General features: G+C 66.6%; 16 protein-coding genes. 6 read left to right on the forward strand and 10 right to left on the reverse strand.

Annotated features, from left to right (window positions below):
* Nucleotides 1–188 precede the first annotated feature (188 nt).
* Together Q0S71_RS10875 and Q0S71_RS10880 are read right to left on the reverse strand one after the other, a co-directional pair.
* Nucleotides 189–2,060 carry a DUF6600 domain-containing protein gene (locus tag Q0S71_RS10875; protein ID WP_295994866.1) on the reverse strand — a complete coding sequence of 624 codons (1,872 nt, stop codon included), beginning with the start codon at nt 2,058–2,060 and terminating at the stop codon, nt 189–191.
* Nucleotides 2,061–2,154: 94 nt separating this feature from the next.
* Nucleotides 2,155–2,802: a LysE family transporter gene (locus Q0S71_RS10880; protein WP_295994869.1), complete on the reverse strand. Its 648-nt coding sequence runs from the start codon at nt 2,800–2,802 to the stop codon at nt 2,155–2,157.
* A gap of 215 nt (nt 2,803–3,017) precedes the next feature.
* Here Q0S71_RS10880 and Q0S71_RS10885 point away from each other — a divergent pair, with 215 nt between their 5' ends.
* From Q0S71_RS10885 to Q0S71_RS10895, 3 genes are all read left to right on the forward strand, one after another.
* Complete coding sequence (locus Q0S71_RS10885) at nt 3,018–3,932, forward strand: DUF808 domain-containing protein (protein ID WP_295994873.1); 915 nt, start codon at nt 3,018–3,020, stop codon at nt 3,930–3,932.
* A gap of 251 nt (nt 3,933–4,183) precedes the next feature.
* Complete coding sequence (locus tag Q0S71_RS10890) at nt 4,184–6,298, forward strand: EAL domain-containing protein (RefSeq protein WP_295994876.1); 2,115 nt, start codon at nt 4,184–4,186, stop codon at nt 6,296–6,298.
* A 135-nt stretch (nt 6,299–6,433) separates the two neighbouring features.
* Nucleotides 6,434–8,086 (forward strand): PAS domain-containing methyl-accepting chemotaxis protein, encoded by a 1,653-nt coding sequence (locus tag Q0S71_RS10895; RefSeq protein WP_295994878.1) that lies wholly within the window; start codon nt 6,434–6,436, stop codon nt 8,084–8,086.
* 8 nt (nt 8,087–8,094) lie between these two features.
* Here Q0S71_RS10895 and fnr read toward each other — a convergent pair whose 3' ends face one another.
* The 3 genes from fnr to Q0S71_RS10910 form a co-directional block, all read right to left on the reverse strand.
* Entirely contained in the window at nt 8,095–8,853 is a 759-nt protein-coding gene (gene fnr / locus Q0S71_RS10900) for a fumarate/nitrate reduction transcriptional regulator Fnr (protein ID WP_295994880.1), read from the reverse strand.
* A gap of 187 nt (nt 8,854–9,040) precedes the next feature.
* Nucleotides 9,041–9,559, reverse strand: coding sequence for a sigma-70 family RNA polymerase sigma factor (locus Q0S71_RS10905; RefSeq protein WP_295994883.1), 519 nt, complete (start codon nt 9,557–9,559; stop codon nt 9,041–9,043).
* Complete coding sequence (locus tag Q0S71_RS10910; protein WP_295994885.1) at nt 9,546–9,773, reverse strand: DUF2892 domain-containing protein; 228 nt, start codon at nt 9,771–9,773, stop codon at nt 9,546–9,548. The genes Q0S71_RS10905 and Q0S71_RS10910 overlap by 14 nt, the downstream gene beginning before the upstream one ends.
* A gap of 163 nt (nt 9,774–9,936) precedes the next feature.
* Here Q0S71_RS10910 and Q0S71_RS10915 point away from each other — a divergent pair, with 163 nt between their 5' ends.
* Nucleotides 9,937–10,365 (forward strand): MarR family winged helix-turn-helix transcriptional regulator, encoded by a 429-nt coding sequence (locus tag Q0S71_RS10915; RefSeq protein ID WP_295994888.1) that lies wholly within the window; start codon nt 9,937–9,939, stop codon nt 10,363–10,365.
* 104 nt (nt 10,366–10,469) lie between these two features.
* Here Q0S71_RS10915 and Q0S71_RS10920 read toward each other — a convergent pair whose 3' ends face one another.
* The gene (locus Q0S71_RS10920) at nt 10,470–11,456 is read right to left on the reverse strand and encodes an Abi family protein (protein ID WP_295994892.1); all 987 of its coding nucleotides are present in this window, start codon (nt 11,454–11,456) and stop codon (nt 10,470–10,472) included.
* Nucleotides 11,457–11,820: 364 nt separating this feature from the next.
* Here Q0S71_RS10920 and Q0S71_RS10925 point away from each other — a divergent pair, with 364 nt between their 5' ends.
* Both Q0S71_RS10925 and Q0S71_RS10930 read left to right on the forward strand, forming a co-directional pair.
* A complete protein-coding gene (locus Q0S71_RS10925; RefSeq protein ID WP_295994895.1) occupies nt 11,821–12,591 on the forward strand; it encodes an alpha/beta hydrolase in 771 nt (256 codons plus the stop codon).
* 153 nt (nt 12,592–12,744) lie between these two features.
* On the forward strand, nt 12,745–16,740 hold the full coding sequence (locus tag Q0S71_RS10930) for a response regulator (protein WP_295994897.1): 3,996 nt from the start codon (nt 12,745–12,747) through the stop codon (nt 16,738–16,740).
* Nucleotides 16,741–16,806: 66 nt separating this feature from the next.
* Here Q0S71_RS10930 and Q0S71_RS10935 read toward each other — a convergent pair whose 3' ends face one another.
* The 4 genes from Q0S71_RS10935 to Q0S71_RS10950 all read right to left on the reverse strand — a co-directional run bounded on the left by Q0S71_RS10935 (nt 16,807) and on the right by Q0S71_RS10950 (nt 19,937).
* Nucleotides 16,807–17,805: an MBL fold metallo-hydrolase gene (locus Q0S71_RS10935; RefSeq protein ID WP_295994900.1), complete on the reverse strand. Its 999-nt coding sequence runs from the start codon at nt 17,803–17,805 to the stop codon at nt 16,807–16,809.
* 103 nt (nt 17,806–17,908) lie between these two features.
* On the reverse strand, nt 17,909–18,253 hold the full coding sequence (locus tag Q0S71_RS10940; protein ID WP_295994903.1) for a hypothetical protein: 345 nt from the start codon (nt 18,251–18,253) through the stop codon (nt 17,909–17,911).
* On the reverse strand, nt 18,250–18,609 hold the full coding sequence (locus tag Q0S71_RS10945) for a DUF4339 domain-containing protein (RefSeq protein ID WP_295994906.1): 360 nt from the start codon (nt 18,607–18,609) through the stop codon (nt 18,250–18,252). The genes Q0S71_RS10940 and Q0S71_RS10945 overlap by 4 nt, the downstream gene beginning before the upstream one ends.
* Nucleotides 18,606–19,937: an SPFH domain-containing protein gene (locus Q0S71_RS10950; RefSeq protein ID WP_295994909.1), complete on the reverse strand. Its 1,332-nt coding sequence runs from the start codon at nt 19,935–19,937 to the stop codon at nt 18,606–18,608. Before Q0S71_RS10950 ends, Q0S71_RS10945 begins: the two co-directional genes overlap by 4 nt.
* Nucleotides 19,938–19,972 lie beyond the last annotated feature (35 nt).

Genomic DNA, 19,972 nt, shown 5'->3' on the forward strand with positions numbered 1-19,972 from the left:
AAGTTCGTGATCATTGGCCACTGATTTATAGCCTTGTCGGCCATCCAGATATTGCCGAACCACTGTCAGCTTGAACTGCTCGTTGTACTTGGTCATGAAAAAAACCCAAAAGTTGGTGTCCAACTTTTGGGGTTCAGTTCAGGGAGGCTGGCCAGACTTCAACTACCGATGCCGCAACGGCGCGGCGATCAGCGCTCCGAGGTTTTATCGTTGCGGTCGCGTTCGTCCTTGTGGCGCGGTTCTTCCTTGCGCTTGTCGGCGGCCGGCTCGCGATGCTGCTCGACGGCTTCGCGACGCGGTTGCGCCTCGACATTCTGCCGCCCATCGCGATTGGCTTGCTGCGCTTGCGATTGCGGCTGCGATGACGGCGGCTGCGGCGCTTGCCCGTGCGCCGCCATCGACTGCTGCGCCTGAAGATGCTGTTGCAGTTGCTGCTGCTGTTGTTGCAATTGCTGCTGTTGTTGCAGTTGCTGCTGTTGCTGCGCCTGCTGCTGCTGTTGTTGTTGCTGTTGTTGTTGTTGCTGTTGTTGTTGTTGTTGTTGTTGCTGTTGTTGTTGCTGCTGTTGTTGTTGTTGTTGCTGTTGTTGCGCCGGCGCGGCACCGCGCACCGGAATCTCGGCGCCCGGCGCCGGACGCGTCCAACGGCCATCCTGCCCCGGCCGCTGCGCACGGTCGTCATGATACTGATCGCGCTGCGGCGCATTCATCGGCACATTCGCCGTCCCGTTCACCGATCCATTCACCCCGGCCGGCACGACGGGCGACCCGCCATGCGGTCCTTCGCGCCATTCCGGATGACGGCCGTCGCCGCTGCGCGCCACGCCGCCCGGCGACGGCAGCGCCGCCATCGACGGCAAATTGCGCGCCGCGCCCGGCGCCACCAGCACGCGCTGCGCGGGGCTGACCGGCACCATGCGGCGCGCCTCGAATTGCGCGCGCGGCAGCACGGTGACGCCGTCGCGATGATCGCGCCGCTCCTCGAAGCGCTCGACGGTGCGGCCGTCATGGCTCCACGCCAGACGCCGTCCGACCTCGATCGACACCCGGTACGTCGGCACATAAGCCTCGCGCGGCGACAGCGGATACCAGCCCATGCCCGGCGCGCGGCCGGCGCCGAACGCGACTTCGCCGCCGCCGACCCAGCCCACCAGCGCCGGCGACCACACCGGCCGGCCGACGCCGCGTCCCGGCGCCCAACGCCAGCGTTGTCCCACCATCACCCAGCGGCCGTAGTGCGACGGCGCATAGCCCCAGGGCGCGTTGTCGACCCAGGTCCAGCCCCAGGGATCGAGCCAGATCCAGCGGCCGTCGCGGTAGGGCGCCCAGTCGGCCGCGACCGTGTTCGGCGTCCACAGCGGACCGTAGTCGTTGCTGTCGACCCAGCTGCCGTTGCGGTCCAGCTCCTCGTAGCCGGTCACGTCCGGCGGCACGTAACGCGACGCGACGGCGGTGTCGTCGCCGCGGTCGCGCGCCTGGGCCCAGTCGTCGAAACCGTCGCGCCGCAGCAGGCCGGTGCGCACATCCTCCGGCGTGACCTCGACGCTCTTGCCGCTGCGCAGCGACACGATGGTGCCGGCGCCGTCCACCTGGGCCGCGCCGGCCAGCACGGCGACGGTGGTGGTGTCGGCCACGCGCTCGGTGTCGACCCGCAGCGCGGTCGGCTCGTTGAGGGTGACGCGCGCCTGCGGCGTCGTCAGCGCGAAGCCGCGCAGCAATTCATCGGTCTTGACGCGCACGTTGGCGCTGCCGTAGTTGAGGCGCAGCTGCAGGCGGTCGTCGTCGAGCTCCGTCACTTCCAGGTCGGAATCGCCGTCGAGGCGGATGGCGGCCGAGCCGACCCGCACTTCGGCGCGCGCGCCGCGCATGGTGGTGATGTGGTTGGCGCTGGTGACCGGCCAGTTCAGCAGCGCGACATTGGCCACGCCGTCATTGCCCAGCACCGTCACCTGCCCCTGCACGCTGGAAATGCGGCCCACCAGCTGCGGCGGCTCGGACTGCGCCAGCGCCGGTCCGGCGAACACGGCCGCCAGCAGCATCGATAAAACTCTATTGCGGCCCATGGCTCGCTCCCGTCATGATGGTTGATGCCTCGTCAGCTAGTAACGCGGCACTTTGATGCAGGACTACCGTCCTTACAAATACTTGCAGATTTTGTCAGCCGGCCGCCGGCGCGCCGCGCTTGACGAAGAACAGCGCCGCGCCGACCGCCATCAAGAGGCCGCCGAACACCCGGTTCTGTTTCTTGACGGCGCGCGGGTCGCGGAAGAAGCGCTGCATCGACGACGCCAGCCAGGCGTAGCTGTGCATGACGATCAAATCGATGCCGCACATCGTCGCCGCCAGGATCAGCAGTTGCGGCAGCAGCGGCGCCCCGTGGGTGATGAATTGCGGCAGCACGGCGACCATGAAGATGATGCCTTTCGGATTCGTCGCATTGGTCAGGAAGCCGGTCAGCCAGCGCTTGCGCGCCGACGGCAGCCGCTGCAAAGGCGCGGCCTCGGCCGGATCGTCCAGCCGGACCCTGGCGCGCCACTGGCTCAGGCCCAGGTAAATCAGGTACAGCGCGCCCACCGTTTTGACGATGGAAAACGCCAGTTCCGACGCCATCAGCAGCGAACCGACGCCCGCGCCGGCGATACAGAAAATTAGCAACAATCCCGCCTGCAAGCCGAAGATGGTGGCGCTGGCCTTCTTGACGCCGTACGACAGGCCGTGCGACATCGACAGCACGGCGCCCGAGCCCGGCGAGACGGCGATGATGCAGGCGGCGACGACAAACGTGATCCAGGTTGCGAAATTCATGCTGACCCCAAGAGAAAAAGTGGTGAGCCGGCGTCTCATGACGCCAGGCAAGAGCCATTGTAACGGGCGGCCGTGGCGCGGAGCGAAAGCGGCCGCCACGCGCCACCGCCGTTGCGGCTGAGGTAAGATGGCCGTTCCCACCATTTCCCCCGCACCCATGCCTTCCGTCCGCCACACCCGCCCCCCTTCGACCGTCCACGCGGAGCGCCGCTGACATGGCCGGCACCAGCCTGCTGGCGCTGCTCGACGACATCGCCAGCATCCTCGACGACGTCGCCCTGATGAGCAAGGTCGCGGCCCGCAAAACCGCCGGTGTGCTGGGCGACGACCTGGCCCTGAACGCGCAGCAGCTGATCGGCCTGCGCGCCGAACGCGAGCTGCCGGTGGTGTGGGCGGTGGGCGTCGGCTCGCTCAAGAACAAGGCCATCCTGGTGCCGGCCGCGCTGGCCATCAGCGCGTGGGCGCCGTGGGGCATCACGCCGCTGCTGATGGCGGGCGGCGCCTACCTGTGCTACGAGGGCGTCGAAAAGCTGGCCCAGCCGCTGCTGCACGGCGCCGCCCACGAGGAGGACGCGACGGCGGCCGCCGCGGACGAGGCCGATCCCGCCGCGCTGGAACGCGCAAAAATCCAGGGCGCGATCCGCACCGACTTCGTGCTGTCGTCGGAAATCATCGTCATCGCGCTGGGCACCGTGGCCCAGGCCTCGTTCGGCCAGCAGGTCGTGGTGCTGACCGGCATCGCCGTCGTCATGACCGTCGGCGTGTACGGCATCGTGGCGGCCATCGTCAAGCTCGACGATGCCGGCCTCTACCTGAGCCGGCGCGGCGGCGCCGTCGCGCGCGCCATCGGCGGCGTTCTGCTGACGGCCGCGCCCAAGCTGATGAAGCTGCTGTCCGTGGTCGGCACCGTCGCCATGTTCACGGTCGGCGGCGGCATCCTGACGCACGGCCTGCCCGCGCTCGCCGCGTGGATCGAGGCGGCCGCCCACGCCGGCGCCGCGACGCCGCTGGCCGGCCCGCTGCTGGCGCCGGCCATCCCCGTCGCGCTCGAAGCGCTGGCCGGCGTCGCCGCCGGCGCGCTGGTCCTCGCCGCCGGCCAGGTACTGCGTCGCTTCAAACGCCGCAGCTAAGCCCGCGCGCCGACGTCGGGAGTTGATCCACCGGATCATCCACCGTGTCCTGTGCCGATGCCATGGCGTCGCCGTTGTTGTGCGGGTGATGCGGGTGGCGCGTGTCGTGTGGCGCTTGCCGTGCTTGCCGTCGTTGTCGCATACTATCGCCATCGACAGCGCCATCTTCAATCGGCCGGCTCCGTCCCGGAACTTTTTTCGCGCCGCGCCGTCGAACCTGTGTGTACAACGGTGGACGACCCGGGGGCGTCATGAATCACGAACGAGAACAGCAGCGCCTGCACCTTGCGCTCGATGCGGCCAGCATGACGATCTGGGACTCGGAACTGCGCGACGGCAGGGTCGAGCTGAGCACCGTGAAATGGGCGGCGCCCGGCGCGGCGCTGCTGGGCCTGGCGCCGGACTTGCTGCTCCAGCCCTTCCCCGACTTCCTGCGCTGCGTGCACGCCGACGACCGCAGCGCCGTGCTCGGCACGATGCAGGACGGCGTCGACCACTACACGGGCTACGAAATCGAATACCGCGTGCTGTGGCCGGACGGCACGCTGCACTGGCTGGCGGCCAAGGCGCAAGTGTTTTGCGACGCGGCCGGCGCCGCCAGCGACACGCTGGGCATCGTGTGGGACATCACGGCCCGCAAGCGCGACGAGCTGCGCCGCGCGCGCGAGCGCGAACTGGCCGAGACGACGCTGCGCTCGATCGGCGAGGGCGTCATCACCACCGACCGCCACGGCAAGACGGAATTCCTGAACCGCGTCGCCGAGCACCTGACGGGCTGGCCCAGCGAACTGGCGCGCGGCCACGACATCGGCGCCACCTTGCAGCTGGTCGACGAGGCCGGCGGCCCCTCTCCCGAACACGTGGCGCTCAAGTGTCTGCGGCTGCGCCAGGCCATCAACTTGGCCACGCCCAGCCTGCTGGTCATGCGCGACGGCCGCCGCCTGGCCGTCGAGGAATCGGCCGCGCCGATCTGGTCCGACGACGGCGAACTGCTGGGCACGGTCGTCGTGTTCCGCGACGTCAGCCACGAGCGCAAGCTGAGCAAGCAGCTGTCGTGGCAGGCCACGCACGACACGCTCACCGGCCTGATCAACCGGCGCGAATTCGAAGCCTGCATCGCCGCCGCCCTGCACAGCGCCAAGCACGACGGCCACGTCCACGCGCTGCTGTACATGGACCTCGACCAGTTCAAGGTCGTCAACGACACCTGCGGCCACTCGGCCGGCGACCTGCTGCTGCAGCTGCTGGCCAAGATGCTGCAACAGCAGTTGCGCGACAGCGACATCCTGGCCCGCCTCGGCGGCGACGAGCTGGGCGTGCTGCTGCCGCACTGTCCGCCGGAGCAGGCGCTGCGCATCGCCGACGACCTGCGCCAGGCCATCAAGAATTTCCGCTTCGTGTGGGAACACAACAGCTTCGAACTGGGCGCCAGCATCGGCATGGTCGACATCAACGACAGCAGCAAGTCGACGACGGAACTGCTGATCGCGGCCGACCAGGCTTGCTACCAGGCCAAGGAGGGCGGGCGCAACCGCGTGCACCGCTACCAGGAATCGGATGTGCGGCGGGCCCAGCGCCACGGCGAGATGCTGTGGGTGGCGCGCCTGAACGACGCCTTCGCGCGCCAGGCCTTCCGCCTGTACGCACAGCCCATCGTCAGCCTCGGCCCGCGGCCGGAGCGGCACGACGAGGTGCTGATCCGCATCGACAACGAGCACGGCGGCCTGATCCTGCCCGGCGCCTTCATCCCGGCCGCCGAGCGCTACGACATGATGACGTCCATCGACCGCTGGGTGATCCGCGCCGTCTGCGCCCACGTGCGCAGCGTGCGCGACGGCCTGGCGCCCGAGCAGGCCTACATCGACGCCCACCAGAGGGCGCCGGCCCAGTATTCGATCAACCTGTCGGGCACCTCGCTGGGCGACGAGGGCCTGCACGACTACATCGTCGACCAGTTCGTCGCCCACGCCATCGCGCCGGAGCAGATCTGCTTCGAGATCACGGAGACGGCCGTGATCGCCAACCTGCCGAAAGCGCACACCTTCATGAGCCGCCTGAAGGCGCTGGGCTGCCGCTTCTCGCTCGACGACTTCGGCAGCGGCCTGTCGTCGTTCGCCTACCTGAAGGCGCTGCCGGTGGACTTCCTCAAAATCGACGGCATCTTTATCCGCGACATCGCCACCAACGCCATCAACCGCGCCATGGTCAAGGCGATCAATGAGGTCGGCCACGTGATGGGCATCCGCACCGTGGCCGAATACGTGGAGGACGCGCCCACCCTGGCCGTCGTGCGCGACATCGGCATCGACTACGCCCAGGGCTACGCGGTGGGCGCGCTGCGGCCGCTGACGGCGGGCCTGGAATGAAGGACAGGATGGCCGCAAGCACCAGCGTTGATTCCACTGTTTTTGATGTAGATCAATCAAAACGGCGGCGCGACACCCTACACTGGCCGCATATCTTGCAATGAAGCAAGTAATCGCAGTCTTCAGGAGGGCGCCATGCGCAACAACTCACCCGTCACCGACCGCGAGGTCGAGGTATTGCCCGACCAGGCCATCGTGTCCAAGACTGACTTGGACGGCAACATCAGCTACGTCAACCCGTATTTCATCGCGATCAGCGGCTACGACGAGGCCGAGCTGATCGGCGCGCCGCAAAACATCCTGCGCCATCCCGACATGCCGGCCGCCGCCTTCGCCGACCTGTGGGCCACGCTGCGCGCCGGCATGCCGTGGACCGGACTGATAAAGAACCGCTGCAAGAACGGCGACTTTTACTGGGTCAAGGCGAATATCACGCCGATCCGCGAGCAGGGCCGCGCGCTCGGCTATATGTCGGTGCGGGTGCGCGCCGACGCCGACCAGGTGGCCCAAGCCACGCTCGCCTACCGCGCGCTGGGACGGGCCGGCGGCGCCAGCGCCATCCGCAATGGCGCGCTGATCCGCGCCGGCGCGGCCGGATCGCTGGCGCGGCTGCGCCACACCACGCTGGCCACGCGGATCTGGCTGTGCACCAGCGTCGTCAACCTGCTGCAGGCGGCGGTGTGCGTCCTCAGCCTCGTGGGCCACGACGGCCCGGCCGGCGCGCAAAGCTACCTCATCTTCGGCGCCACCTTCATCGGCCTGCTCATCAACGTGTTCCTGTGGGCCACCTTGCGCGGCTCCGTGCTGCGGCCGCTGGGCCAGGCGCTGCGCGGCGCGCGGGCGATCGCCGCCGGCGACCTGTCGGGCAGCTTCGCCAGCGGCGCCACCGACGAAATGGGCCAGCTGCTGCGCGCGCTCGACCAGATGAACAGCAATTTGATCGCCACCATCCGCGACGTGCGCAACAACGTCGAAACGATGGCCGTGGCCACGCGCCAGATCGCCGCCGGCAACGCCGACCTGTCCGGCCGCACCGAGGCGCAGGCGGCCAGCCTGGAGCAGACCGCCGCCAGCGTCGACCAGTTTTCCGCCACCGTCAAGCAGAACGCCGCCAATTCCACCCAAGCGAGCGCGCTGGCGGCGGCGGCGTCGACGGTCGCGGTGCGGGGCGGCGCCATCGTCGCCGACGTCATCGCGACCATGGACGACATCAACGGTTCCTCGCGCCGCATCGTCGACATCATCGGCCTGATCGAGGGCATCGCCTTCCAGACCAACATCCTAGCCCTGAACGCGGCCGTCGAGGCGGCGCGCGCGGGCGAGCAGGGCCGCGGTTTCGCCGTCGTCGCCGGCGAGGTGCGCAACCTGGCGCAGCGCTCGGCCAGCGCGGCCAAGGACATCAAGCAACTCATCGAAGTATCGGTCGGCAAGGTCGGCGCCGGCATGGTCAAGGCCCGGCGGGCCGGCGCGACGATGGAGCAGGTGGTCGGTTCGGCGCGGCAGGTGACGGCCATCATGCAAGAGATTTCGACGGCGTCGCGCGAACAAAGCATGGGCGTCGACCAGGTCAACGCCGCCATCGCCCACATGGACCAGGTGACGCAGCAAAACGCGGCGCTGGTGGAGCAGGCGGCGGCCGCGACGGCCAGTCTGGCGGCCGAGGCGGGCGGACTGACGCGGGCGGTCAGCCTGTTCCAGTTCGGCCCGGCGCAGCGGACCGGGCGCGCGGCGCCGCCGGCGCAGCGGCCACGGCGAGCGCAGCCGGCCATGCCGCGTTTGGCGGCCTGACCGCGCCTTCAGCGATAAGGCTCGGTTCCGGCCGCGATGGCGCGCAACCGGTCCGGCGCCAGCAATTCCACCTCGCGCCGGCTCACCGTGAGCAAGCCGTCTTGCTTAAACCTCGACAGCAAACGGCTGATGCTTTCTATCGTCAGCCCCAGATAGTTGCCGATGTCTTCGCGCGACATGCGCAGCTGGAAGGCGTCGGCCGCATAACCGCGCGCCGCGTAACGCGACGACAGGTTGACGAGGAAGGCGGCGAAGCGCTGATAGGCCTGCATATTCCCGAGCAGCAGCATGACGCTTTGCTCGCGGCTGATTTCCTGTCCCATCATGCGGTGAAAGTGGCGCAGCAAGGTCGGCATCTCGCCCAGCAACTGCTGCAAGCGGTTGAATGGAATTTCGCACACATCGCTGTCTTCCAGCGCCCGCGCGTCGCACTGGTGGCGCTCAGTGCTGATGGCGTCCATGCCGAGCAGCTCGCCGCCCATCTGGAAACCGGTGATTTGCTCGTGGCCGTCGGCGCGCAACTGGTAAGTCTTGAAATGACCGAGCCGGATCGCGTACAGATTGACGAAGGGATCGCCGATACGGAACAGCGTGGCGCCACGCTCGACCTTGCGGCGGTGGCCGATGATGCGGTCCAGCTTGTCCATATCGGCCAGGTCCAGTCCCATCGGCAGACACAGCTGATGCATGCTGCACGTGGCGCAGCGCGCGCGCAGGATCTCGACGGTCACGCCGGGCGACAGCGGGGAAGGCAGGGCGGGTCTCATGGCGCCAGTGTAGTGCAGCCGGCGCGGCGGCTTGAAATGGGACCATGCGGCGATGCGGCGTACGGCCCGGAGGCATTGCGGCATGGCGGCGGGCGGCGGGCGGGACGGGGCGGCGCGATCGGCCGTCGCGGGACGGGCGCGCGGTCCGGCCGTAGCGATGCGGGCGCCGCGGTTCGGGCCGGCCGATTCAGGCCAGCAGATATTCGCGCGCCATCAGGCGGGCGCGGTGCAGCCGGCTTTTGGTGGCGGCGGTGGTGATGTCGAGTTGGCCGGCGATTTCAGCGATGCTCATTTCGGCGAAGTCGCGCAGCAAGATCACTTGCAGATAGTCGGGCGGCAGCGATTCGAGCGCGTTGACCAGCTCGATGCGCAGGCCGGCCGTGTCCTGGCTGGCCAGCCATTGCTCGGCGCGCTCCTCGTCCCAGGGATCGCTGCTGAGCGCCTTGCGCGCCAGCTTGTGGCACTCGTGCCGCACCACCTGGAACAGCCAGCCGGAAAACGCCGCCAGCAAGCGCACCGACGCGAGCCGGCGCGACAGCACCAGCAGCGCTTCCTGCACCGCGTCGTCGACGTCGCTAATCAGGCAGGAACGCTGAGCGTAGCGGCGCAGGTCGGGCTGGCACAGGCGCAACAGCTGGGCCAGCGCCGCCGGATCGCCGCGGTGGGCGGCGTCCAGCACGGGCAGATAACGGTCAGCGAGGGCCATGGGCCTGCTTGGCGGCCTTGTCGAGACGACGCCCGACCATGGCGCACATCGGGCAAAAGCCGAACAGGCCGGAGCCGACGATGCCCGCCGCCGCCAGTGCCAGCACGATGCCGGCCGTGCCGCCGATGACGCTCAAGCCGATGATAACGGCGGCCACGCCGACGATCACGCGCAACACGCGCTCCCAGTTGGGTACATTTTTCACATAGAACATATTGCTCTCCTTTAGCGTTAGAGGAAACCCCTCACCCACTAAGAGGCGGGCAGCGGCCGTTTCGATTCGCGGGCCGCAAATTATTTATTTTCCGGCCGCCGATTTGCATTGCCGCCCGATACTCGTTAGGCTAGCGCCATCGTTCACCCACGCATCGCATCCCATGGCCGTCGCCCATCCTCCCGTTCTGGACCAGCATCTGTGCTTCAAACTGTACTCGACGTCGCTCAAGATGACGCAGTTGTACAAACCCATGCTGGCCGCGCTGAACCTGACTTATCCGCAATATCTGGTGATGGTGGTGCTGTGGGAACGGGAAGGGCTGGGCATCAAGGACGTGGCGGCCCGGCTGCAACAGGACTCCGGCTCGATCACGCCGCTGGTCAAGCGGCTCGAAGCGGAAGGCTATCTGTTGCGCAGCCGCGATCCGCAGGACGAGCGCAACCGCGTGCTGACGCTGACGGCGGCCGGCAAGGCGCTGCGCAAGGATGGCGTGCGCATCAGCGAAGCCATCGCCCACGCCTGCGCGCTGACGCACGGCGAAGTGGCGGACATGATGGGCGGGCTGGAGCGGCTCAACGCGCGGCTATGATCGTTGACGCCTTTGCCCGAAGTAGGCTAAACTTCATTCAATACGGCCCCTTTCAGTTTCCCGGCTTCGGCTAGGTAGTTGCTTAGGGGTTTTTTATTGTCTGCTCATTCGAAAGCATCCCATCCATCTACAGCTCCCATGCCCCCAAGGCTCAAGCCAAGGTGGCGAAGGTCGGGGAAGCTCGCCAGATGGTTCTTTACTCGCAGCTTCCAGCGAGAATGGGGATTGATCGTTCCCAGCATGTGGCCTGCCATGACAAACAGCATGTAGCAACGGGCTTGCCGATGAGTGTGCCCATGAAAATGCTGAATCCACGGGATCTCTTCCTGCGGGGGCAGTTTCGGCTGCTCGACGATGTTGCGGTTCCATAGCCGGCAATGATGAGCGCAAACGTTACGAAAATAATTCAGACTACGCAGCCAACCTGCAAAGATACGTCCATTGCTGATCCCGTATTTTTTGGCAATGCTATCCTGATCTTTTTCTTGCATACCGCCAAACAACTTTGACATCGTCCCGAAGTCCCAAACTTCGCAAGCTATCCATATTGCCAGTGGGAGGCCATATTTGCTTTTGTTGTGGATGACGAACTCTTCCTTAGATCTGCTGACCAATCGCGCGTGATTACCTATCCATTGATGGTGCTGGGAAGTCCCCGTCTTCACGTCTATTTTTTCCGTGAATGTAGAGTGAAACAGGTCCGCATGTAGATAGGCGAATCTATCGTAATTTCCAAGCCTATGCGAAATGTCTACCCGCATTGCTATTTCGATTCGTTCGAGCGCATCCATCGCAAGAAGGCGCAACTGCTTGTCGAACACATACAAGTCGACAGCATTGTGAAAGCTGGCACCATCCTTAAATGTATCCAAAACGACGCGATTGACCTGCTCTCGTTTTTTCGCTTTCGGCGGATAGTCGCAGCACTCCCCGGTGCGTTCCCGGAACGCAAACCAATAACCGCTAAGTCGGTAGTAGCCGATACGCGCAAGGCAGGCGATAGCTTTATCCCTATCACCGATCAGTAGTCCGCGCGACTCCAACATGTCGATTTGCTGGTGTTCATCCTTCCATGGTTTGCAGTATGCCATACCAACTTTCTCGGGATTAGGCACTTATTTTATCTGCGGCTGAACGGATAGCTCGGTCAATTTTCAACTAAAGCCATATCTTTTTTTGCCCGGCTGGTGCGACTCGCCACCGCAAGCAAAACATCGCTCACGCATTCAAGGAGGACGAGTCCGAAGCACCTTGCATGCACACAAGCGACGCATCAAAAATAAATTGCACGCTAATGATTAGTGCGCTATATTACGTCCATGCCGCAGCCATCACGTTCCGCCGCGGCAGCAGAAACCGCATCAACATTGTTCAAACCAGCCATATAATTAGCGCGCTAATAAATAGCGCTTTATGCAAACCCGCCGCACGACGGCTACCCGCAAAGGATTCATCATGAACCGCACTTCGATCTCCACCGCCCTGTTCGCCTCCGCCGTCCTGTCCGCCGTTGCCGCCCTGCCGGCGCAAGCGGCCCCGGTCGCCGACAGCGGCACCACCGTCGTGCTGGTCCACGGCGCGTTCGACGACGGTTCCAGCTGGGACAAAGTGATTCCGCTGCTGCAGGCGAAGGGTCTGAAAGTGGTGGCCGTGCAAAATCCGCTGACGTCGCTGGAAGACGACGTCGCCGCGACCCAGCGCGTGGTCGATGCGCAAACCGGTAAAGTGGTGCTGGTCGGCCACTCCTGGGGCGGCGCCGTCATCACCCAGGCCGGCACCAGCGACAAGATCAAGGCGCTGGTCTACGTGGCCGCGTTCGCGCCGTCGGAAGGCGACGTCATCGGCAGCATCGGCAAGGATTATCCGACCCCGCCGGGCTCGATCACCCTCCAGGCCGACGCCGCCGGCTATTTGTCGCTGCCGGCCGCATCCGTCAAGCTCAACTTCGCGCAAGACTTGCCTGCCGCCGCCGCCAATCTGATCGCCGTGACCCAGGGTCCGATCAATTCCAAGGCCTTCGGCACGCCGATCACCGTGGCGGCCTGGAAAAACAAGCCCAACTATTTCATCGTCTCGGCCAAGGACCGCATGATTTCGCCGGACCTGGAACTGGCCATGGCCAAGAAAATCGGCGCCACCACCACCACGCTGCAAACGAGCCACGTGCCGATGTTGTCGCAGCCCAAGGCCGTCGCCGACGTCATCATCGCCGCCGCCCAGCGCTAAGCGGCGAGCGCCGGCGCGCCGTCCCGTTCCATGGACAGCCTCCGCAACGCCCGCGCGTTGTGGCGCTGTCCATTTTTCTTTCTTGCCAAGCCTGGTCTTTGATAGGAGAATCGCCCGGCACGCCGCCATTTCGTCGTCCCAGCAAAGGAAAGCATGAAGCCACTCGGCATCAAAGTGAAAGTCGCGCTGGCCACCAGCGTGACGTCGGTCGTGATCGTCGGCCTGCTGACGGTGTTGCAGATGCGGCGCATGCAGGACGATTTCACCAAAGTGCTGTTCACCCAGCAGACGGCGCTCATCAACCGCACCGCCGAGGAGCTCGACGACAAGCTCACCATGTTGCTCGGCATCGTCGCGCTGTCGGCCCAGCAGACGCCGGCGGCGCTGATGGACACGCCCGGCCGCCTGCGCGACTATTACCGCAACCGCGCCGTGCTGTCGCTGTTCGACGACATGCTGGTGCTCGACGCCCACGGCATCGTCGTCGCCGACTTGCCGGAACAGGACAAGCGCCTCGGCGTCGACGCTTCCGACCGCGCCTACTTCAAGCAGGTGATGGCGCAGAAAAAGCCGCTCATCACCGAACCGCTGATCGGCCGCGTCAACAAGCAACCCATCGTGCAGATGGTCGCGCCCATCCTCGACGACAAGGGCGAAGTGGTCGGCGTGCTGATGGGCGTGCTGCGCCTGTACAAGGACAATCTGCTGGGCCACCTGCGCACCGCCAAGGTCGGCCGCAGCGGCTATTACTTCGCCCTCACGCGCGGCGAGGCGCCCGTCTACGTGCTCTACCCGGACGCCCGCCGGTTGCTGCAGCCGCGCCCGAAAAACGGCAATCCGGCCACCACCCGCGCCCTGCAGGGCTTCGAGGGCACGACCATCAGCACCAACAGCTTCGGCCTGCGCGCGCTCAACAGCTTCAAGACGCTGCACTCGGTGAACTGGGTGCTGGCCGCCACGCTGCCGGCCGAGGAAGCGTTCGAACCCTTCGACGGCGTGCTCTACCGGCTGGCCCTGTGGTCGGTGCTGGCCTCGGCGCTGGCGGCGGCCGTGATCGGCTTGATGACGCTGCGGCTGATGGCGCCGCTGGTGCGGCTGCGCGACGCCATCCTCGCGCTGCGCCACGACGCCACCCGGTTCACGCCGATCGCCGTCGTCACGCACGATGAAATCGGCGAACTGACGATGGCCTTCAACGGCCTCATGCACGAGCGCCTGGCGGCCGACGCCCGCCTGCAAAGCCTGATCGAATTCGCCCCCAATGCGGTGCTGGTGATCGACGGCGACGGCCGCATCGAGCGCTTCAATCGGGAAGCCGAGCGCTGCTTCGGCTATGCCCGCGACGCCATCGTCGGCCAGCCGCTGGAACAGCTGGTGCCGCAACGGCTGCGCGCCGAGTACGTGGCCTACCGCGAACATTTCGTCCATACCCGTTTGAGCGCCGAGCCCCTGCGCATGGGCGCCGACGGCCGCGACCTGCTGGGCCTGCGCCGCGACGGCAGCGAATTCCCGGTCGAACTCAACCTGAGCGCCGTGCACACCGACCAGGGCACCAAGGTGCTGGCCGTGGTCACCGACATCACCGAGCGCCACCGCCTGCGCCTGGAGCTGGAAACGCGGGCCCAGGAACTCGAACGCGAGCGCGACCGCGCCGAGGCGGCCAACCGCGCCAAGAGCGACTTCGTGGCCAATATGAGCCACGAAATCCGCACCCCGATGAACGCCGTGCTGGGCATGGCCTATCTGCTGGGCACCACGCCGCTGACGCCGCAACAGCGCAAATACCTGGCCATGGTGCGGGTGTCGGGACAGTCGCTGATGGGCATCCTCAACGACGTGCTCGACTTTTCCAAGATCGAGGCGCGCAAGCTCGACATCGTCCCCATCGACTTCGACCTCGACGAGACCATGAACACGCTGGCCACGACGATGACCATGAACGCCGGCGAAAAAGAGCTGGAGCTGGCCATCAGCGTCGACCCCGACGTGCCGCGCCAGCTGCGCGGCGACGCGCTGCGGCTGCAACAAATCCTCGTCAACCTGGCCGGCAACGCCATCAAGTTCACCGAGCAGGGCGAGGTGGTGGTGACGGTCAGCGTCGACGCCCGCGACGCCAGCAGCGCGCTGCTGCGCTTCGAGGTGCGCGACACCGGCATCGGCATCTTGCCGCAACAGCAGGCGCAGCTGTTCAGCGCCTTCGCCCAGGGCGACGAAAGCATCACGCGGCGCTTCGGCGGCACCGGCCTGGGCCTGACCATCACCAAGCGGCTGATCGAGCTGATGGGCGGCCAGATCGCCCTGGACAGCGCACCGGGACGCGGCAGCAGCTTCTGGTTCAGCCTGTCGTTCGACTTGCTCGCCGTGCCGCGCGAAGAACGGCGCAAGCCGGCCATCGGCCCGCTGCGCCTGCTGATCGCCGACGACAACCAGACCAGCCGCGAGCTGATCGGCAAGCTGATCCACGCCTGGGGCTGGCAAGCGGACGAAGTCGATTCCGGCGCCGCCGCCATCCGTTTGTTCCGCCAGCGCCAGCAGACCGAGCACGCCTACGACGTGGTGCTGGCCGACTGGCACATGCCGGGCATGGACGGCCTGGCCACGGCCAAGGAAATCCGCCTCGCCGCCGCCGGCCGCAAGCAACCCATCGTCGTCATGGTCAACGCCTTCGCCCGCGGCCGGCTCGAAGAAATTTCCAGCGCGCCGGAAGCGGACGTGGTGCTCGTCAAGCCCATCACCAGCTCCAATCTGTTCGACGCGCTGCACCAGGCGCTGGCGTCGCAATCCGCCGCCGGCGACGACCGCCTCGCCGATGCCGGCATCGCCGGCAGCCTGACCGGCGTCCACTTCCTGCTGGTCGAAGACAATCTGTTGAACCAGACGGTGGCGCGCGGCATCCTCGAACACACCGGCGCCACGCTCGACGTGGTCGGCGACGGCCAGCAGGCGGTCGACCTGCTGCGCGGCGACGCCGGCCGCTACGACATCGTGCTGATGGACATGCAGATGCCGGTGCTCGACGGCTTCAGCGCCACCCGCATGCTGCGCCAGGAGCTGCGGCTGACGCTGCCGGTCATCGCGATGACGGCCGGCGTGCTGGCGTCCGAGCGCAAGCGCTGCGTCGACGCCGGCATCAGCGACTTCATCGCCAAGCCGGTCGAGGTCGCGGAAATGCTGGCCGTCATCCAGCGCCACCTGCCGGCGCGGCTGCGGCCGGCGGCGACGGAAACGGGCACCGGGGAAATGGTCGCCGGCGAGAAAACGCCAGCGGTGGGGACGCCCGCCGAACCACCGGCGGCGACGCCGGCTGCAACGGCCACACCGGCTGCCACGGCTGCAACGGCCGCAATGGCCACACCTGCTGCCACGGCCACGCCGGCCGCAACGCCCCCGCCGCCGGACGCCGGCAGCGAGGCCAGGGCGAGCAGCACGGCAGCCCCCGCCCAGCCTTCCGCCATCGATAGCGTGTTCGCCGCCAAGGTGGCGGCCGCGCTGGCCAAACGCAAGCGCCCCGGCGCCGTTGCGCCAGCCACGATGGCGGCCGCTGATGCCGGCGGCGAAACTCCGGCCCCCGCTGTTGGCGGCAATGTTGGCGGCGCTGGCGGCGACAATGTTGGCGGCACTCGCGGCGCTGACAGTAGCATTGATGGCGGCATTGATGGCGCCATTATTGGCTCCGTCGATGAGGCCATTGATGGCACCGCCGACGGCAACGCGCATGCCGGCGCGGCTGCCGGGGCCGCCACGACCGCCGCCCACGCCGCATCGCCACCGGCCACCGCAACCGGCGACACGCCGGGCAGCTTCAACATCGACAGCCTGCTGCGCGTCATGGGCCGCGATCCGAAAGGCCGCGCCGTGCTGCACAAGATGGTGCGCGGCGCGCTCGACACCGGCATGCAACCGATGACGGACATCGACCTGGCGCTACAGGAAGACCGGCTGCGCGATGCCGCGCGTCTGCTGCACAGCCTGCGCGGAGCGGTCGGCGCGTTCGGCGCCAAGCGCCTGATCGAAGCCACCATCGAGGCCGAAACCGCGATCACCGAGCAGCGCGAAGCATCGCTGCCGGCGCTGTGCGACGCCGTGCGGCGCGAGCTCGAGCAAACGCTGGCGGCCGCGCGCGCCTGGCTGGTGCGCGACGAGCGCTAGCGGCGCGCGCGGCCGGCGCCGGCGTGGGCCACTGCGACGCTCACGCCGCCGTGGGCCGATGCACGCTCACGGCACCAGTAGCGCGCCGTCGGTGGCGAACGTCACGGTCCCGCCGTAGCCCTGCGCGATCGAGCGGACCACCTCGTCGCGCGCCTGTTCGACCGCCGGCGACAAATGACCGAGCAGCAGCCGCCCGACGCCGGCATCGCGCGCCAGTTCGCCGATGGTCTTGGGCGGCGTGTGCAGGGTATACAGCACCGGCGGCGAACGCGGCGGATCGAGCACCACGCTGTTGAACACGAGCAGATCGGTGCCGCCGGCGATGGCGCGCAAATCGGCCAGCGCCTCGGCGTCGAGGTCGCCGCTGAAGGTGACGCTCTTGCCCGCATAATCGATGCGGTAAATCACCGACGGCGCATCGCGGTGATGGCCGGCGATGGCCGTGATCTTCAAGCCGCCTTCGCTCAGCGCCACCCTGGGCAGCAGGCCCGGCTTGACGGCGCTGGCGATGTCGGTGACCTGCCAGCTCAGCGGCGCCGAAAAATCGCGCAGGTAGCCGAACGCACCCTGCTGGTCGAACAGCAGATGCATCAGCCGGCTGGTCGACGGATAGGCCGCGGCGCCACCGCCGCCGCGCCGACCGTCCGGCCCGAACACGCGAAACTTGATCGGACCGCCGCCCGCCACCGCGCGCGCCTTGAACAGTCCCGGCAACTCGCCCACATGGTCGATGTGCAAATGCGTCAGCAGCACGATATCGGTGCGCGCCAGCGACAGCCCGGCCTCGCCGAGGCGGACGAAGGAGCCCGGCCCGGCATCGACGAGGATGCGCGGCACGCCGTCGAGCAGCACCAGATAGCTGGACGCCGCCCGCCCGGTGGCGCCCGGTCCGCCCGAGCCGAGCACGGCCACCGATAGCGGCGCCGGCGGCGCGGCCGCCACGCCAGGCGGCAGCGGCGCCGGCCCCAACGTCTGCGTCTGCGCCGCAACCGGCATCGCGACAGCCATCGCCAGGCAGGCCAGCGCCAGCGCCCGGCGGCGCGGATAGACCGGATTGTTTTTCATATCGACTTTCTGCGGGATCAATTGCCGACGATACCGCCGACGCCTGCCGGCGTCAATGCGCAATCAGGCCGGCGCGCAGCGGCAGCCGCGCTGACCATCACCATTACTGCCTGGTCGAATAAATCGCCTGCGCGATCAGCACATACAGTAAAAACACCAGCGACAGCGTGACGACATAACTGCCTTGGGACAGGGCGAACCAGGCCCACAGCAGGTTGACCAGCAAGGCCGCGATGAAGAAGACGAAGGAAACAATGCGCACGTTGACGCCGGTACGGCCGTCCGCATAGCTGATGCCGAGCGCGCCGGCCAGCGTGAGCGACAGCGAAAGAAAGGCGCCGACGGCGCTGCTGCCCTTGATGACATTGCTGTCGATCGCAGCGACCGCGTACGCCAGCAGCGCGCCGAGCAGGGCGGCGATCAGACAGTTCAGGGGATGGATTTTCATCCCTGCTCCCCGGGCGTGAACACGGGCGGCGCCAGCGCCACCAGGCGCAATACGTCCGGCAGGCTGGCGGCGGTCTGCCATTTGCTGATGCCGGGGCGCCAGATGTAGCTATCCTTGCCGACCTTGCGCTCGCTGATAAGGCGGCTCAATTCCTGTGCCGAAAACGGCCCGGCCGTGAGGCCGTCCAAAATCACATGATAGTGGTGCTGCGTATCGAGCGGCGGCGTTTGCAGGCCCGGCATGTGGCTGGCGCGCAAGGCCTGGTTCATCGCCTCCGTCATCTGCCGGGCGACCGCCATGCCCAGCCCGAATTCAACCAGGCGGTTGATCGAGAAAAAATTATCGTCGTTCATCATGCGTCTCCGGGGGACTCGGGCCGCTGCTGCTGTTGCTGCTGCGGTGGCGGCATCGGCGGGCGGGCGCTGGCGATCATGGCGGCCAGCTCGGGCAGATTGCCGGCCAGCTCCCAGTTGCCCATGCCCGGCTTCCATGCGTGGCTAGAATCGAGCAACTGCCCACCGCGCGCCATCTCCTGCAACTGGGCGTGGCCGAACGGGCCGGTGCTGACGCCGTTGACGCTGATGTGGTATTGCAGCTGCGGCGGTGGCGGCGGCTGCATCGCCGGCGCGTTCATATTCATCATATTGGCCATCTGGCCGCCCATCGCGCCGCCGACGGCGAGGCCGGTCATCATGCCGACCGGATTGAAACCGCCGCCACTGCCACCGCCGCTCATCGCGCCCATCTCGCCGAGGTTGTTGGCGGCCGCCTCCAGCACCCTGGTCTGCTGGTTGATCTGGTGAGCCGCCAGATGCTGGGTTTCGGTTTGCAGCGTCTGGAATTTCTCGGCCGCTTCGCGCTGGATGCGCAGCGTTTCGCGCATGTTGACGGCGTTGATGTCCTGGGTCTGGTCGAGGTTGCGGATGCTGATGTCGTTCTGCTTCTGGCGCATGGCCACTTCCAGGTCGGCGGTGATGCTGCGCAGCTGCTGGTATTCCTCGGTGCTCTTGTCGACTTCGATCGTCGCCAGGTCGAAACGGACCAGTTCGACGCCAAAGTCGGCCCGGAACGCCTGCGCGATGCGCGGCTCGATCAAGTCGTTAATGTCGAGCAGCTTGCGCTCGATTTGCAGCACCGGGATGCCGTGGTCAGCCGGCGCGTTGCTGATGATGCCCTTGACATACTTGAGCACCGCGTCGCGCACCAGCACGCGGAAATCCTGCAAGTCGAAATGAATCAGCCGGTGCAGCTTGATGAAGGCGCGGTAGTCGCTGAGCTTGAACTTGATGGAACCGCGCGCCGCCATCCGCACCGGGAAGTCGAGGAAGCGGTTGTCGAACACGTCGAAATACGGCACGCCGAAGGGCAGGTCTTGCTGGCCCTGCAAGTTGATGAAATATACCTCGGCCTGGAACGGCGACTGCCCGGCGTAGGCCAGGCCGAGGATGCTCGTGATGACGGGGAAGTTGGACGTCTTGATGGTCTCGTCGAACGGACCTTCGATAAAGTCCTGGTTGGCGCCATCCTTCTGCTGGTAGACGAACACGGCCACTTCGCCATCCTTGACCCGCAGGCTGCTGCCCCAGCGGATCGCGTTTTCCTTGTGCGTGCTGTTGGCGGCGCCGCTGGGACGCCACTTCCAGATCAGGTAGTTTTCTTCGTCGCAGCGGATGACATCCATCATCCCGCCTTCGCTCTTTTTGCCAAATATGCCCATCT

It is taken from the genome of Rugamonas sp., assembly GCF_025354735.1.
Classification (GTDB): domain Bacteria; phylum Pseudomonadota; class Gammaproteobacteria; order Burkholderiales; family Burkholderiaceae_D; genus Rugamonas.

Coding starts and splice junctions, on each gene's coding strand:
- Q0S71_RS10915 (WP_295994888.1), top strand. CDS start 9,937: ATGGCCGTCGCCCATCCTCCCGTTCTGGACCAGCATCTGTGCTTCAAA.
- Q0S71_RS10910 (WP_295994885.1), bottom strand. CDS start 9,773: ATGTTCTATGTGAAAAATGTACCCAACTGGGAGCGCGTGTTGCGCGTG.
- Q0S71_RS10945 (WP_295994906.1), bottom strand. CDS start 18,609: ATGATGAACGACGATAATTTTTTCTCGATCAACCGCCTGGTTGAATTC.
- Q0S71_RS10880 (WP_295994869.1), bottom strand. CDS start 2,802: ATGAATTTCGCAACCTGGATCACGTTTGTCGTCGCCGCCTGCATCATC.
- Q0S71_RS10905 (WP_295994883.1), bottom strand. CDS start 9,559: ATGGCCCTCGCTGACCGTTATCTGCCCGTGCTGGACGCCGCCCACCGC.
- Q0S71_RS10890 (WP_295994876.1), top strand. CDS start 4,184: ATGAATCACGAACGAGAACAGCAGCGCCTGCACCTTGCGCTCGATGCG.
- Q0S71_RS10925 (WP_295994895.1), top strand. CDS start 11,821: ATGAACCGCACTTCGATCTCCACCGCCCTGTTCGCCTCCGCCGTCCTG.
- Q0S71_RS10895 (WP_295994878.1), top strand. CDS start 6,434: ATGCGCAACAACTCACCCGTCACCGACCGCGAGGTCGAGGTATTGCCC.
- Q0S71_RS10935 (WP_295994900.1), bottom strand. CDS start 17,805: ATGAAAAACAATCCGGTCTATCCGCGCCGCCGGGCGCTGGCGCTGGCC.
- fnr (WP_295994880.1), bottom strand. CDS start 8,853: ATGAGACCCGCCCTGCCTTCCCCGCTGTCGCCCGGCGTGACCGTCGAG.
- Q0S71_RS10875 (WP_295994866.1), bottom strand. CDS start 2,060: ATGGGCCGCAATAGAGTTTTATCGATGCTGCTGGCGGCCGTGTTCGCC.
- Q0S71_RS10930 (WP_295994897.1), top strand. CDS start 12,745: ATGAAGCCACTCGGCATCAAAGTGAAAGTCGCGCTGGCCACCAGCGTG.
- Q0S71_RS10950 (WP_295994909.1), bottom strand. CDS start 19,937: ATGATGGATGTCATCCGCTGCGACGAAGAAAACTACCTGATCTGGAAG.
- Q0S71_RS10885 (WP_295994873.1), top strand. CDS start 3,018: ATGGCCGGCACCAGCCTGCTGGCGCTGCTCGACGACATCGCCAGCATC.
- Q0S71_RS10920 (WP_295994892.1), bottom strand. CDS start 11,456: ATGGCATACTGCAAACCATGGAAGGATGAACACCAGCAAATCGACATG.
- Q0S71_RS10940 (WP_295994903.1), bottom strand. CDS start 18,253: ATGAAAATCCATCCCCTGAACTGTCTGATCGCCGCCCTGCTCGGCGCG.